The sequence below is a fragment of the Candidatus Pantoea rara genome (genome assembly GCF_051136265.1).
In the GTDB taxonomy this organism is placed as follows: domain Bacteria; phylum Pseudomonadota; class Gammaproteobacteria; order Enterobacterales; family Enterobacteriaceae; genus Pantoea; species Pantoea rara.
The window spans coordinates 2,117,022-2,132,404 of sequence record NZ_CP194942.1 but is presented as its reverse complement, the minus strand read 5'-3'; the positions used below and the strand labels follow the sequence as shown (position 1 = coordinate 2,132,404).

The following is a 15,383-nucleotide window of genomic DNA, read 5'->3' as shown; positions in this document are numbered from 1 at the left end:
ATCGCAGAACATGTTATAAAAACGGTTCGCCTGCTAACGAAGAGATTACCTGTGAATCAGAACATCAAACCCGGCATTGCCGCCATTATCACTCTGGGCTGGGTGCAGATACTCTCATGGGGCGGGTCGTTCTACCTGATGGCCGTGATGGCGAATCCGATTGCGGCTGAGACGGGCTGGTCACAGCAGTGGATTTACGGCGCGCTCTCGACCGGCATTCTGGTGTCAGGCCTCCTGTCACCGATGGCGGGCAGGATTATCGCGCGAACCGGTGGCCGCCTGCTGCTGGCGTTGAGCGGGGTGGTGATGGCGGTGGGGCTGGTGACGATGGCGTATAGCGACTCGCTGCCGCTGTTTCTGTTCGCCTGGGTGATTATTGGCATCGGTATGGCGATGGGCCTCTATGATGCGCTGTTTGCCACGCTCGGCACCTGCTATGGCGGTCAGGCACGTTCAGCCATCACCAGTATTACGCTGATATCGGGCTTCTGCACCACGCTGGTCTGGCCGGGCACGGCATTGTTAATCCATGGATTTGGCTGGCGGAATGCGTCACTGATTATTGCGGCCATGATGGTGGTCTGCGTGCTGCCTGCCTATCTGTTTGCATTACCCGGGAGTCACACTACGCGGCCAGTTAAACGCAGGATTAAGCCGCCTGCCACGGCGGAGATTGAACCCACGTTATTCTGGCTCCTTTGCGCCATCTTTACTCTGGCATCCGTGATTATGACGGCGATTTCCGTGCAGCTCATCGCCCTGTTGCAGGCCACAGGCCATACGCTGACGTCGGCGCTGGCGATCAGCGCCGTACTGGGTCCGTGCCAGGTGGGGGCCCGTATTGTCGATATCGCGTTTAAACGCAGCCATCCGATTCGTACCACCTTTTTCTCTGTTGGGCTGGTCGCGCTGGGTCTTCTGCTGCTGGCACTCTTTCCGCAGATGGCGCTGCTGAGCATGGTGCTGTATGGCGCAGGGAATGGCTTACGTGCCATCGTGCGCGGAACTTTACCGCTGGCGATGGTCAAACCAGAGTCTTACGCAATTGTGGTGGGTAAAATGGCCCGCCCGGCATTAATGGGCCAGGCACTGACGCCGCTTATTGGTGGATATGTGTTTGAAAGGATGGGAGCCCCGGCAACGCTGCGGTTGCTTTGCGCCTTAGCAATCTTTAACGTGGTACTGGTCATGGCGCTGAAACAGCGCTTACCGGCAATATCAGCCCCCAGCGTATGACAATGCTGTTAAGCCTGTTCGGCAAAGAGTGGGCCGTTAGCAGGCTAAGCACCTTGTGCTATCGGGCCTCCGCCTTTGGTGAATACGTGCCTTGTCGCTGCCGGTTTGCTTCAAAAAAGCAACAGTGTTTGTTATATTTATTGCTCATTGATTGTTCACTTATGCGGCAATAAAACAATAAGATCCACCGCAACTCAGGATAAAGAAATGCTTGATTATCGCTTCCCGACAGCTTTGCAAATGGTTCTGAGCGTAGCGATGGCGGAGCAAATGGGTAAACGCTCTACCAGCGCGATTCTGGCCTATGGGCTGGAAGCGAATCCCAGTTTCATTCGAAAATTAATGGTCCCGCTGACCCGAGACGGCATCATCGTCTCTACGCTGGGCCGAACCGGTTCGATTCATCTGGGCCGTCCTGCAGCAGACATTACTCTGCGGGATATCTATGTCTCAGTGATCGAAGACAAAAAGATCTGGGCTGCGCGTCCTGATGTCGCGCCGCGCTGTCTGGTCAGTGCCAACCTCTGCTGGTACTTCAAGTCGATAGCCGATGAAGCCGAGCAGGCATCGCTGGATGTGCTGGCAAAACGCACCGTGGCAGACGCACTGAGCGAGCTGAAGAAACGCGACACCAGTAACTGCACCGCCGTACCGGAACCTGAACCCGAAGAGAGTGAAGAACTCTGCAAAAAAGGCCGCTGATGAGCGGCTTTTTTTATGTCTGCTGAACGTCCATTTCCTGAGCCTTTTCTTTCCCAAACCGGCAACGCAGGCCTTCTCTCCGTAAATTTCATCTTGACCTCCTACAGCATCGTCTTAAAATGACTTCATTGGATGAAGTCGCGGAGGTCAGGATGAACACCGTTGTCAGGGACTTACGGAAAAAACAGCGTGAAACGCTGGAGCAGGTTTTTCAAATGCCGCCGCCGTCCGGACTGAAATGGCAGGCAGTTGAGTCATTAATCAGGGCTCTGGGTGGTGAGATTAAAGAAGGCAGTGGTTCACGGGTGCGTTTTCTTCTCAGAGGAAGAATAGCGCGTTTTCACCGGCCACATCCTTCGCCAGACACCGACAGAGCTGCTGTTGTTAATCTGCGTGAATGGCTGGAAAGTATTGGAGTCGATCCCTATGAATAATCGTTCAAATTCATCAATCACCGTCGCCGGGCAATCCGCCGTGATCTCCTATGTCCCTGAACTCAACATGTTCCGCGGGCGCTTTACTGGCCTGTCAGGCTATTGTGATTTTGTCTCTGACAGCGTACAGGGCCTGTACAAAGAGGGCGAGATTTCGCTGCGCGAATACCTGGAAGATTGTGCAGCCTCCGGCATTAATCCCTATGCTGAGCAGGAAAAAATTAAGACCTTTACGCTGCGCTATCCTGAATCGCTGGGAGAGCGTCTTTCTCAGGCTGCCGCGCAAAATGAAACCTCGCTGAATGCGTTTATCATTGAAACGCTAAATGAAAGATTGAAGCAGCGCTAACCTGCAAGGCCAGGTTTGCTGGAATGGGTGCGTCATAAAAAAGGGGCGATCATCCGATCGCCCCTGTTAACTTTTACGGTTTATGCCGTCACTGACTCCGTATTCCCTGACCGGCGCGTCACCAGCTTGCGCAGGGCAACATAAAATACCGGTGTCAGGAAGAGGCCGAACAGCGTTACGCCGAGCATACCGGAGAAGACCGTTATACCGGTTACGCCGCGCACTTCTGCACCCGCGCCTTCACCCAGAATCAGCGGTATCGTACCGGCGATAAAGGCGATGGAGGTCATCACAATCGGACGCAGACGCAGGCGACACGCTTCCAGCGCCGCTTCCACAATTCCTTTACCCTGAATCTCCAGCTCACGTGCGAACTCAACGATCAAAATCGCGTTCTTACAGGCCAGTCCCATCAGCACCACCAGTCCGACCTGCACGAAGACGTTGTTGTCCCCGCCGGTTAGCCAGACGCCAAACAGCGCGGAGAGCATCGTCATGGGCACAATCAGGATCACCGCCAGCGGCAGCGTCCAGCTCTCATACAGCGCCGCCAGCACAAGGAACGCCAGCAACACAGCCATCGGGAAAACAATCAGTGCGGTGTTGCCCTGAGTGGACTGTTGATAACTCAGATCCGTCCACTCAATGTTCATGCCGTTAGGCAACAGCTGACCGGACATCGCTTCCAGCTGACTCATCGCCTGCGCGGAAGAGAGCACGCGTGGGTCGGCATCGCCAATCAAATCCGCTGCCGGATAGCCGTTATAGCGAATCACCGGGTCGGGACCGTAGGTGGTGGTGATGTTAACCATGCTGCCAATCGGCACCATCTCACCGCGATCGTTACGGGTACGCAGGTTAGCAATATCTTCCACGCTGTCGCGGAAATCGCCATCTGCCTGCGCCATCACTCGCCAGGTGCGGCCAAAGCGGTTGAAGTCATTCACGTACGACGAGCCAAGATAGGTCTGCAGCGTGCTGAACAGTGCAGTCAGCGAGACGCCCTGCGCCTTGGCTTTATCCCGGTCAACCTTCACATCAAGCTGTGGAACGTTGGCCTGATAGGAGGAGATAGGGAAGTGCATCCCTGGTGTCTGCATGATGCTGCCCGACAGCGTATTAATTGCCGTCTGCAATGCACCATAACCCAGACCCGCACGGTCCTGCACATACAGCGAATAACCCGAACCCTGGCCCAGCCCCAGAATCGGGGGTGGCATTATCGAGAAGCCAAAACCCTGCTGGATTTGCGAGATCTTCACATTGATCTCCGCGTTAATCTCGGCCGCCGTATGTTTGCGCTCATTAAACGGCTTCAGGCCGAAGAAGACCGTTCCGCTGTTTGGCGTATTGGTAAACTGCAGCGCATTCAGGCCGGGGAACGCCACCGCATAGGCGACGCCTTCGGTCTGCATACCAATTTCGCTCATCCTGCGAATCACTTCATCGGTACGCGCCAGTGAGGAGCCTTCCGGCATCTTCACGCCGCCAATCAGATAGAGCTTATCCTGAGTCGGGATAAAGCCGCCCGGCACGGTGTGGAACATAAATCCGGCACCGGCCAGCAACAACACATAGACGCCAAACACCGCGCCGCGGCGACGCAGCGTGCGACCGACCAGCGATTCATAGCCATGCGCACTTCGCTGGAAGAAGCGGTTAAACGGACGGAACAGCCAGCCAAACAGCGCATCAATAATCCGCGTCAGCCGGTCTTTCGGCGCGTTATGATCTTTCAGCAGCATCGCCGCCAGGGCGGGCGAGAGCGTCAGCGAGTTAATGGCCGAGATCACGGTGGAGATCGCAATGGTGGTGGCGAACTGCTTGTAGAACTGTCCGGTAACGCCCGAGAGAAACGCCATCGGCACAAACACCGCGCACAGCACCAGCGCAATCGCAATGATCGGCCCGGAGACCTCTCGCATCGCCTGATGTGCAGCGGCGCGTGGTGAGAGTCCCATTTCGATATTACGTTCGACGTTCTCTACCACCACAATGGCGTCATCCACCACGATACCGATCGCCAGTACCAGCCCGAACAGGCTGAGGGTGTTCAGCGAGAAGCCAAGCAGATAGAGCACGCTAAAAGTACCCACGATAGAAACCGGCACCGCCAGCAACGGAATGATCGAGGCGCGCCAGGTCTGCAGGAACAGAATCACGACCAGCACCACCAGGATCACCGCTTCCAGCAGGGTCTGAACCACCGCCTTAATCGAGTCGCGGACAAACACCGTCGGGTCATAAGGCGCGGCCCATTTCACATCGTTGGGGAAGCGGGTTGCCAGCTCATCCATTTTGGCGCGAACCGCATTGGAGAGATCGATGGCGTTGGCGCCTGGTGCCTGGAAGATGCCGATACCGACCGCATCTTTGTTATTGAGCTGCGAGCGCAGGGCATAGCTGCCTGAACCCATCTCAATCCGCGCCACATCACGCAGGCGCACCAGTGAACCATCTTCTGAGGTTTTCAGGATGATATCGCCGAACTCCTGCTCGCTCTCCAGTCGTCCCTGCGTGTTAATCGACAGCAGGAAGTCGCTCTGCTTCTTAAGCGGCTCGGCACCCAGCTGACCGGCAGAGACCTGCACGTTCTGCTCCTGCATCGCCGTCACCACGTCAGAAGCAGTCAGGCCTCGCGCCGCGACTTTGTTAGGATCCAGCCAGACGCGCATTGCATATTCACCTGCGCCGAAAATCTGGATCTGACCGACGCCCGGCAAACGCGCCAGCTCATCTTTCACCTTCAGCGTGGCGTAGTTACGCAGGTAGAGCGAATCGTAGGTATTATTGGGTGAGAACATGTGGACGACCAGCGTCAGGGTCGGCGACATCTTCTGGGTTGTTACCCCCAGCCGACGCACATCTTCCGGCAGACGCGCTTCCGCCTGCGCCACGCGGTTCTGCACCTGAACCTGCGCCTGATCGGGATCGGTGCCTGGACGGAAGGTGACGGTAGTCACCAGCACGCCGTCCGAACCCGCCACTGACTTCATGTACATCATGTTTTCGACGCCGTTGATCGCCTCTTCCAGTGGCGTCGCCACGGAGTCCGCAATCACTTTCGGGTTAGCGCCCGGATACTCAGCGCGCACCTGCACGCTGGGTGGCACAACGTCGGGATATTCACTGATCGGCAACAGCGGAATGGAAATCACGCCAGTGACAAAAATCAGGATCGACAGCACCGCAGCAAAAATCGGCCGGTCGATAAAAAAGCGGGAAAAGTCCATAGCGGCCTCGGATTATTGAGCGGCTGCCGCACGCATGGCGACCTGCTGAGCAGTGACCGGCATGCCGGGCATAAATACTTTTTGCAGACCGGCGATGATCACCCTGTCACCCGATTTCAGACCGGATTTAACGATACGCAGGCCATCTATCATCGCGCCGGGCTGGATATCGCGCCGCTGCGCTTTTCCCTCGCCATCCACCACGTAGACATATTTGCGATCCTGGTCGGTTAATACCGCTTTATCATCTATCAGCACCGCTTCGAACTGCGCGCTGCCTGGCAGACGCACGCGGGCAAACAGGCCGGGCGTGAACTGCCGCTGTTGATTGTCGAGCAGGGCGCGCATGCGAATGGTGCCGGTGCTGGCGGTCAGCTGGTTATCCATGAAGTCGATTTTGCCCTGATGCGGGAAACCCTGTTCACCGACCAGCGCAATCTCTACCGGCAGCGCATGACGCTGCTGGCCCTGACGCGCCATCGCCTGATAATTCAGGAAGGTGTTCTCATCGACATCGAAATAGACATACATCTGCTGCTGAGAGACCAGCGTGGTCAGCACGCTGGCACTGTCGCCAGCGGTTACCAGGTTACCGGTGGTGATCTGCGCGCGACTGGCGCGACCATCAATCGGCGCGGTGACGCGGGTAAAGTCCAGGTTGAGCTGCGCCATGTCTACTGCAGCTTCTGCGGCCAGCACATCCGCCTGCGCCTGACTGGCAGCGGAGCGACGCTGTTCCCATGCCTCGCGGGAAATCGCCTGTGTGCCGATCAGCTTCTCGCTGCGGCCCGATTCGCTGCGGGCCAGACTCGCCTGACTGCGCGCGCGGGCCAGTTCCGCTTTGGCCTGTTCCAGCGCCGCGCGGTAACTCCGGTCATCAATGGTAAACAGCACCTGACCTTTTTTTACCTCATCGCCTTCGCGATAGTTAACGGAGTCGATGTAGCCCGAGACGCGCGGGCGCAGTTGCACGCTCTGCACCGCTTCAACCCGGCCATTGAAATTGTCCCACTGGCTGACGGGCTTGATCAGCACGGGGGCGGCACTCACCTCAGGCGGCGGTGGCGGGGCGTTTTGCGCCACACCCTTGTCGCAGCCGACGAGTTGAGTGATGAGCAGTACCATCCCTAAGAGGGTTAAACCCTGACGAACCCGGTTCGTAATCATTGTTGTTATTCCGCGATAGATATAAACAGGCGGCCTGCAGGCCAATATTTGCAACTTTTAAGATTGCAATTAATCGCAGTGAGTGTAGGCTTGCGTGGCTGGCAACTGCAAGAATAAGAGATACACTTTATGTGCGGTTTGGGGCAGGGCGATGAAGACCTGAACAGCTCAGTAAAAACCCCATAAAAAGTGCGGCATTTAATGTACTAATAAAACTTGCATTAAATGGCATAGTCAGCCACCCTTTAGTGTAACTGCAACTGATACTAATACTTTTCGCCACGGCGACAGGAGAGACTGGAATGATGAGTGACGCCTTTATTCACGATTTAATCGACTGGATTGATAACAACATCGAAGCACGCCTGGATCTGGATACCGTTTCAGAGCGCGCGGGTTACTCCAAGTGGCACCTGCAGCGCATGTTTAAAGAGCACACCGGCTATCCACTGGGTGAATATATTCGCGTTAAGAAGCTGAAGAAATCAGCCGATCGCCTGACCACAACCGATGAGCCGATTCTCAATGTGGCGATCTCGTTAGGGTTTGACTCCCAGCAATCCTTTAATCGCAGCTTCAAACGCCAGTATGGTGTCGCGCCCGGTGCATGGCGTCGTCACAGCGGGGAATCGCACGCAGCTTAACCTCGCCAGGGCCAGCTTGTCTGGCCCGCGCTTTTCTCTGTGCATAAAACTGGTATCATCTGCGTCCTGTTGTCTCGGATGCCATCATGTCAAAAAAACTTTGGATTGGACTTTTCCTCCTCCTCGCGGCCTGTTTTTACGGCCTGAAACCCTGGCTGAACACGGATTCAGCGCCTGCTCAGGCGGATATCGCCTCCCTGACCGATGCCCATACCGTGGCGCGCTGGGTACTGCAGCATCAGCAATTGCCGGACTACTACCTCACCAAAAGCGATGCGCGTAAGCGTGGCTGGAATCCGGCCAATGGCAACCTGTGTGACGTTCTGCCTGGCAAAGCCATCGGCGGCGATCGTTTTACCAACCGTGAAAAACGTCTGCCATCGCGGGCGGGCCGTCAGTGGTATGAAGCGGATGTGAATTATCGCTGTGGTCATCGCGACGCCGATCGTTTGGTTTACTCCTCTGACGGGCTGGTGTTTCTCTCCACCGATCACTACCGCAGCTTCAGACAGGTGCCCTGATCATGCTGAATCTGACCTTTGACCTGCGTCAGCTCACTACGCGTGCGGCCTTTTATCAGCAGTTTGCTGAGCAGAGCGGTTGCCCGCAGAGCTTCGGACATAATCTGGATGCGTTATGGGACTGGCTGACGGGCGGGATGGCGCTGCCTGCTACAGTAGGATTGCAGCATTATGCGGCGCATCAGGCTGATTTAGCGCCGGTGCTGGCGCTGCTGGAAGAGGCGGCGCAGTCGCTGGAGGGCGAACTGCGCCTGATCATTGATTAAGCGCGCAGTGGCTTGAGCAGTGCAACCAGCGCTTCGCGGGCCGCCAGCGGCAAATCGCCGCCGCCGGTGTAACCATTGTTCTCAATGATCACCTGATTCAGACCTACCAGCCAGTCGTAGATATAGTAGGCGGTGTGGTTGGCCGGCGCTGCAGAGAGTTTGGTCAGGCGCTGACCGGTACTGAAGCTGACGCTGGGCGCCGGAGGGCGTGAGAAAATCACCTGACCGCGATTAACGCGGCTGGCAGGACGTTTAGACTCAGGACGCTGTAAAAAACCGAGCCAGGCCACAAAATCCCCCAGCACCGTCATCGCCCGCGTTACCTGACGATCGGCGCGTGATTCATGACTGACGCTCTGCGTATCCGGCTCATGCAGTGCCAGCTGCAATTTCTGGGCGATATCGTTGCGGAAACCGGCCGTGATCAACTCCTCAACCAGCCACTCCATCGTTGCCTTGTCCACGTTCAGCAACGCCAGCAGGCTGCGGTTTTCCGGCAACTGACGCAGATGATCCAGCCACAGCAGCAGCACCTGACGCGGGAACTGCTGTGCACTCTGCAGGCTCTGACGCGGCTGAACCGGCGCTTCAGCCGGGCTCTCACTGAACAGGTCAAATTCAAACCCGATGCCGAACTGATTTTCCGGTGCCTGAATAGTGGCCGGTTTGCTGCCCTGCAGGGCTGACTGATTGAGCCACAGCTGGCGCAGTGCTTCACGCGGCGGCTGCAGACGTTCCAGCAGCTCGCCATGCAGGCCGGTGCGATGCTGTAAACACTTCAGCAGCGTGTCGGCGATATTCTGTTTGCGTGCCGCCTGTTCCGGGCTGGCACCCGCTTCGGTCCAGGGCAGCAGACGCCGCTCCACGACGGTGTGCTGAATCTGCGCCAGCTGAGCCAGCAGCATGTCGCGGCGGGCTTCCGGCTGCATCTCTTCCAGTAACCAGCTCGCCATGCGGTCGACGCCCGCGCGATCCAGCGCCAGCATCGATCCCCAGTGCTGGCCGGGTTGTCCCATCTGACGCTGCACTGCTTCATCCACGTTGACCTGCTGATGGCGGGCATCGAACGGGGTAATTGCCCAGATCAGGCGCGGTTTCTCTGCTGATTCCTGGGCGGGCTGCTGACGCTGCCATTCGCGCAGCGTTTCGCTGGCGAGGTCAGCATCCTGACGGTGGCTGGCTGCGGTGCAGACCAGCAGCAGATCAATCGCCTGACGGGCGGCGTAAAAACCGGGCAGCAGGGCGCGTTTCTGTTCCAGCAGCTGCGCTCGCAACGGATCCTGCTGCTGCAGGCGCTGACGATCTTCCTGGGTCGCCACGTCGGCAGACTTACCCGGCGCGGGCAGCTCCAGCATATCGGCATCATCATAGAGCGCGGTACGCGGTGTGGAGCTCAGCGGCACCAGCACTTCCAGCGTCAGCAGCGCCAGTAGTCCCAGCGGGACGTTTTGCGCTTTGCCGATGCGGTTACCGTTCAGCGGGCAGACTTCGACCAGCTGCTGCTGATCCTGCTCGCTGGCTGGCACAATCAACTGCTCGGCTGGCAGCAATGACGCGTCGGTCAGCAGGCTCAGCGGGGCGAGTATCCGGCTGCTGTTACGCAACTGGTGGCGCAGATGCAGCAGGCTGCGCAGCATCTCATTCAGTTCGGACTGACCAGACCACAACAGTGAAAAGAGCTCCACCCGGTCGTCAACGCTGAGCCAGGGCGCCAGCTCAACGGCCTGTGGCCAGAAGTGACGATCGAGACGCACATCATGGTGCGGACGGCGACGGCTCCAGGACCAGAGCGTGACCATCGCATCACCTTCCAGACCGGCCAGCGGCGTCGCGAGACGATGACGCTGAAGACGCTGCAGTGCGCTGTCAATCTGCGCGGTGTCGGGCGTGATCGCGCCGGCACAGGCGACCATCAGCCGTACGATCTCCGCTTCGCTCAGCAGCGTCAGTTCAACCGGCCATTCACCTGACAGCGGTTCGCGCTGATGGCTGAAGCGGGTAGCGGTAGCAAAATCGAGGTTGCCGGGATTGATATGCTGGAACCAGCTCAGCTGTTTCTCGCCCATGCGGGTCACTAACTGGCCCTGGGCATCAGCCACCATCTCGTTCAGCAGCCAGGCTTTGCCTGCCTGCGACTGACCAAACAGCGCCAGCGTCACCGGACGCGCCACCTGCTGCGCCAGTGCCTGAGCCTGCACGCGCGCCTGCCGCAGTTGCAGCGTCAGGGTTTCGGCTTCCAGCGCCAGACGCGGCGACTGCTCGCGCGTGGTCTCAATCCACGCCAGACTATTATTCAGTGCGTCCTGTAACAGGCTAAGACGCTTTGCCAGCGTTTGCGGCTGACGGGGTTTCAGAGCTTTCATCGTTTACACACGCTCCCGCTGTCAATCCAGTATTGCGCATTGGCATTGCCGGTCGCCGACAGGGTATTCAGCTTCAGACTTAATTGTTCCAGTGGCACGCGGGTGCCATCATCCAGACGCGCATCGCTCAGCACCAGGGTTTCCGGGCCGGACGCGTCAGGACCCGCTTTTACGGCCAGGCGGATGCGCAGCACGCTCTCACCGGCCACTTTGCGCGCCAGCGTGGCGTCGTTCAGCGTCAGGCTGTAAAGCGGTGAGGCGGGCCAGCGGTCGTTATCGAGCTGCCGGAAGCCCAGACAGACATTGCCGCGAATACGGAAACTGCCTTTTTTATCCAGCACATAACCGGGATCGTCGAGGTCCATTTCGCTGTAGCAGAGGTTCTCGTCCGTGAGCGCCTGGTTTTCATCGAGCACGCCAAGGTAGCGAATCGTCGAATAGGGTTCAAAGTCGCCCGCGCGGAACCAGAAGCTGCTAAGGCGAAGATCCAGCGCCAGCAGGCAGAGCATCGCGCCGACCGCCGCCGTGGATTTTGGGTTATCGATGCGACCATGTTTGTTAAACGGATACCAGTCGCTGGTGTGATAGCCTTCCAGCGACAGAATACGGCTGCCCGGCAGCGGTTGCAGATGGCGCACCAGTGCCTGGATGCCAGGGAAGCGCGACGGACGACCGGTCAGCAGCAGCACGTCGCACTGATAGAGCGACACGACTTCACACATTGAGCGCAGCGCCGGAATGATCGCCATGCGGTGCTGCATAAATTCACCATGCAGCTGTGCCAGGCTGACGACCAGCGGCACCTGCAGCAGGTCAAAACGGCTATTACCGCCCAGTTCGCGCTGAATCTCGCCGTTAACAAACGCCAGCACCGCGTCGCCTGGTGGCTGTTCGACCAGCTCGCCAAACAGGGCATTAATTTCTGCGTGGCTCTCCAGCGGATCCCAGTTTTCATAGCGCTCCAGCACCGCCTGCGCCAGCGGAATAAACAATTGCAGGGTGACCTGCTGACGCAGTGTCGCCTGACCGTCCATGCGGCTGTCGTGACCAAACAGCTTGTTCATCAGCGGTTCTGCCAGCGTCAGTCCCGCTTTCTGCAGATGCTGCTGCAGGGCCGGTAGAATCCACAGCTGGATCACATCCAGCAGGATATCGTCGCCCGCCACTTTAAACCCTTCGCGGAACAGCAGGCGTGGCGTGATTTTAACGTTATTGCCCTGACCATCGTCCAGACGATACTGGGTGATGGCGAGATCGGTGGTGCCGCCGCCAATATCGATCGAGGCGATACGCAGGCTCTTGCCTGGCAGTTCGTCGGCATCGCGCGGGCGATCGGGCCGGGCCATGCTGCTGAAAAAGTCTTCGGCGCGACCGGCAAAGTTGACCTGGGTTTCATTGAACAGCCAGACCATCTGACCACAGGTCGCTTCATCCCACTCCATCTGCACATCCGGCAGCGGTTTCGGATTCTGACGCGGCAGCGAAGGTGTGAATTCATCTTCATCCGCCAGCCAGCCTTCCGCTTTCCAGACCAGCGCCAGCGCTTCCTGCATCCGGCGGCGGAAAATTTCACGCTCCGGTTTTGGCATCGCTGACGGCAACGTCAGGATCACATGGCGCAGCTGACGCGGCGCGTGGCTCTGCGGCATCCGCTGACGCTGTGCCGCGCTGTTCATCTGCATCAGCGCCTGAGCCAGCAGTTCACACAGCATAAAGGTCATCAGCGAACTGCGGCTGTAGTGCGGTGAAAAGACCGGCAGACGATCGTCCGGTGCCAGCGTAGAGAGCGGCTGACCTTCGTCGTTCAGCAGGGTAGTAAAGGGTGCGGCATAAGCCAGGGGTTCAGCCTGATCGCCGGGCGTGTTAAAACGCCAGCCTGGCTGATAGCGCGCTTCGTCCCACAGATAGCGGCGCGGGCTGGAGAGGCCAGTGCTGCCTTCCAGTCCCACACGCTGCAGGGCCAGACGGCTCGCTTCGCGTCCGACGCGCGTCAGAGAAGGCCACATAAAGGCCTGTTCACGACCGCTTTCCAGCGAGAAATTGGCTTTGCCAAAACGGGTCTCGGCAAATTCCAGGCGGCTGTCGAACAGCTCGTTGTAAACCTGATGCGGCTCGGAGAGATCGCGCAGCTGCAACTCATAGGTTTGCTTCAGGCCGTTGCTTTCTTCCGGATGATCTTCCACCAGAACGCCGCAGGTATGGGAGTTGCCGACATCCAGAATGATATCGACATTGACCGCCGGGGTTTGCAGCGTGGCAGCCTGAATGTGGATCTCGCTGAGGTCGAGCTGTTCGCCCAGCAGTTCCAGCAGATTAAGGTAGTGCGCTTGATACTCAAATTCGCGCAGCGCCTGATTAATGGCCTGTTCACGGCGATCGGAGACGCGGTCGGTAAAGGATTCGCGCAGCCAGCCATCAACCCAGGTCAGGTCCAGAAACTCACCCAGCTCATAATTGTGCCAGGCGAGCGCAAAGGATACGCCATTCTGCGCATCGGCGACGCTGAGGCCCAGCTGTTCGCCGCCGTCCTGTTCCGCCACGCAGCGGGTATCAAAGGCGAGGCTGACGCGATGGGTATTGCCCGCCGCATCGGGTGCAGGCAGGGCAACCAGACGCATGCGCGCCCAGTTTTCAGGGCCGCCGATAAAACGACGTCCGCTGGCGCAGCGCAGCATCGGCAACGGCAGCCAGCAGGCTGACAGCAAAGTCAGTGAGTCCGCCAGGGCGATATCGGACTCCGGACGTACCACTTCAGCGGCACCCCCATCTTCCGGATAGAGCAGGAACTTCCCACTGTTGCCATCGACCTTGAGGCGCAGCAGCGGGCCGTTGGCGGTCTGGCGCACAAACTGACGGCGCGCCGGGGTATCTGAGAGCTGCAGGCCAAAATCAAGAAACTGCACACCGCTGTTTTCAATCAGCGAAATTTTTTGTTTGTCATCGATCAGGGGAGCCAGCATCGTTATTTACTCTCACGCTTAATCGTCATCGGGAACACCCGGTCATCAGCATACTGTGCTTCACACACGGCGGCGCCCATACTCGCATGGCAGACCAGCAGTGGCATACGGTAGCGCGAATTGTTCTGGCACTTCGCCGTGTAGCGGCTCTCAATAACCAGGTTGCCAGCGCTGGTCATGGCGGCACTGACATCGGCTTTACAGGTAGTATTACCCTGGGCGACCTGCACGCTGCCTTTGCCATTTTTAAACTGGAAGCGCATCACTGGCGGCTTACCGGTTGGTGTCTGCATCTGGTCGATAGTGACACGCCAGCGGCCATCAATCACCTGCACCTGACCTTCGCGGACGGCGTCCGGCGTGACGATCAGGTCATCGGCTTTAGCCGGAACCGGCGGGGTCACCACAGTGGCAAGGGTAGCAGATGAGTCGGCAGGTGCGGCTTCGGTCGTGCCAGTGCTTGCGGGTTTCTGCGGCAGCGCCTCGGGTTGTTTCTCAGCCGTTGCTGTCTCCGCAGGTGTCGCAGTGGACGGCGCAGCAGACGGTGTCGCAGCGGGTGCCTGAGTCGCAGCGGGTGTCGGGGTGGATACAGGTGCAGGGGCGGTTACCGGCTTCGTTGTCGCAACCGGTGTCACCACAGGCTCCGGTTTATGCAGCAGCACGGCCACCATCACAGCAGCCGCAATCGCCACAGGCGGTAACAGATACCAGATGCGGAAAGGATGGCGTGCCGCCACCGGCGTGACCGGCTGAGGTTCAGCGGGTGCCGCAACCGGCAGCGGTTCTGCAACCGCGTCGGGTTCAGGTTCTGGTTCAGGTCTGGATTCAGGCTCAGGTTCCGCGATAACAACCGGGTCAGCGACTGCCGGCGCAGCAGGCAGCTCAGGCAGCGGTTCAACCAGTGAAGCCGGCAGGTTCTCTTCCAGGGTGTCACGCAGACAGGCCAGCGCGTCATCGCGACTGCGCGCCTGGGCATCGACAAAGCCCCAGAAAGTGATAACCGGTTTGCCATCAACCAGATAGACATACTGCTGGTCGGGGAATTGCAGGGTTTTGCTCAGAAGGGCACCAAACAGGCGCATCGACGGGTTCTCTGCCGCGCGCGCGCGCGTGCTAAGTTCCTGCATATCCTGCTGACAGGCAGTGAGCTGTTGCAGCGCCGCACGACGTTCATGATCGCTGGCGCCCAGCCAGGATTTCACCCGGCCGCTAAAAGGGGCATACCAGTCGAGGCGATCGCCCCGTTCATTGGCCTGAGGAATTGCCAGGCAATCTGCCAGTGCGCCCTGACGGCGCAGGCGCAGGGTTTCACGAATTTGCAGTGCAGAGGCGTAGACCGGCTGGCCATTTTCACCTAATGCCAGAACTGCATCTAAATTACCGCTGCGCAGAATAGTTTTTGCCACCTGTTGGGCCCTTATCGGTCGTTGTCTGAGGCAGAAAATCGCGTGTTATCGACGATTAGGTTGATTTTACGCGGGGCAATGACAAATCAAACGGCAGAAAAG

Annotated in this window: 12 protein-coding genes; 7 read left to right on the top strand and 5 right to left on the bottom strand. The window is 58.3% G+C overall.

Going from position 1 to position 15,383, the window contains the following annotated elements:
- Positions 1-51: 51 nt before the first annotated feature.
- The 4 genes from ACR8BF_RS10025 (at position 52) to ACR8BF_RS10010 (ending at position 2,721) form a co-directional block, all read left to right on the top strand.
- A complete protein-coding gene (locus tag ACR8BF_RS10025) occupies positions 52-1,236 on the top strand; it encodes an MFS transporter (protein WP_434744889.1) in 1,185 nt (394 codons plus the stop codon).
- A 207-nt stretch (positions 1,237-1,443) separates the two neighbouring features.
- Positions 1,444-1,938: an RrF2 family transcriptional regulator gene (locus ACR8BF_RS10020; RefSeq protein WP_314983842.1), complete on the top strand. Its 495-nt coding sequence runs from the start codon at positions 1,444-1,446 to the stop codon at positions 1,936-1,938.
- A 152-nt stretch (positions 1,939-2,090) separates the two neighbouring features.
- The gene (locus ACR8BF_RS10015) at positions 2,091-2,372 is read left to right on the top strand and encodes a type II toxin-antitoxin system HicA family toxin (protein ID WP_179895816.1); all 282 of its coding nucleotides are present in this window, start codon (positions 2,091-2,093) and stop codon (positions 2,370-2,372) included.
- Positions 2,365-2,721: a type II toxin-antitoxin system HicB family antitoxin gene (locus tag ACR8BF_RS10010; RefSeq protein WP_179895815.1), complete on the top strand. Its 357-nt coding sequence runs from the start codon at positions 2,365-2,367 to the stop codon at positions 2,719-2,721. Before ACR8BF_RS10015 ends, ACR8BF_RS10010 begins: the two co-directional genes overlap by 8 nt.
- A gap of 80 nt (positions 2,722-2,801) precedes the next feature.
- On the opposite strand, the gene oqxB is transcribed toward ACR8BF_RS10010, so the two are convergent.
- Both oqxB and ACR8BF_RS10000 read right to left on the bottom strand, forming a co-directional pair.
- Positions 2,802-5,954, bottom strand: coding sequence for a multidrug efflux RND transporter permease subunit OqxB (gene oqxB / locus ACR8BF_RS10005; RefSeq protein ID WP_434744888.1), 3,153 nt, complete (start codon positions 5,952-5,954; stop codon positions 2,802-2,804).
- Positions 5,955-5,966: 12 nt separating this feature from the next.
- Positions 5,967-7,121 (bottom strand): efflux RND transporter periplasmic adaptor subunit, encoded by a 1,155-nt coding sequence (locus ACR8BF_RS10000; protein WP_179895813.1) that lies wholly within the window; start codon positions 7,119-7,121, stop codon positions 5,967-5,969.
- Positions 7,122-7,423: 302 nt separating this feature from the next.
- Between ACR8BF_RS10000 and ACR8BF_RS09995 the strand changes: the two genes are divergently transcribed.
- The 3 genes from ACR8BF_RS09995 (at position 7,424) to ACR8BF_RS09985 (ending at position 8,552) form a co-directional block, all read left to right on the top strand.
- Positions 7,424-7,765 (top strand): helix-turn-helix domain-containing protein, encoded by a 342-nt coding sequence (locus ACR8BF_RS09995; protein WP_003853463.1) that lies wholly within the window; start codon positions 7,424-7,426, stop codon positions 7,763-7,765.
- 86 nt (positions 7,766-7,851) lie between these two features.
- On the top strand, positions 7,852-8,286 hold the full coding sequence (locus ACR8BF_RS09990; RefSeq protein ID WP_292992608.1) for a ribonuclease domain-containing protein: 435 nt from the start codon (positions 7,852-7,854) through the stop codon (positions 8,284-8,286).
- A gap of 2 nt (positions 8,287-8,288) precedes the next feature.
- Positions 8,289-8,552: a barstar family protein gene (locus ACR8BF_RS09985; protein ID WP_292992606.1), complete on the top strand. Its 264-nt coding sequence runs from the start codon at positions 8,289-8,291 to the stop codon at positions 8,550-8,552.
- On the opposite strand, the gene ACR8BF_RS09980 is transcribed toward ACR8BF_RS09985, so the two are convergent.
- From ACR8BF_RS09980 to ACR8BF_RS09970, 3 genes are read right to left on the bottom strand one after another with little or no spacing between them, the layout of a single operon-like run.
- Positions 8,549-10,915 carry a virulence factor SrfC family protein gene (locus ACR8BF_RS09980; RefSeq protein ID WP_434744887.1) on the bottom strand — a complete coding sequence of 789 codons (2,367 nt, stop codon included), beginning with the start codon at positions 10,913-10,915 and terminating at the stop codon, positions 8,549-8,551. The genes ACR8BF_RS09985 and ACR8BF_RS09980 overlap by 4 nt on opposite strands.
- On the bottom strand, positions 10,912-13,875 hold the full coding sequence (locus ACR8BF_RS09975; RefSeq protein ID WP_314983847.1) for a virulence factor SrfB: 2,964 nt from the start codon (positions 13,873-13,875) through the stop codon (positions 10,912-10,914). The genes ACR8BF_RS09980 and ACR8BF_RS09975 overlap by 4 nt, the downstream gene beginning before the upstream one ends.
- 2 nt (positions 13,876-13,877) lie before the next feature.
- Entirely contained in the window at positions 13,878-15,281 is a 1,404-nt protein-coding gene (locus ACR8BF_RS09970; RefSeq protein WP_434744886.1) for an SrfA family protein, read from the bottom strand.
- Positions 15,282-15,383 lie beyond the last annotated feature (102 nt).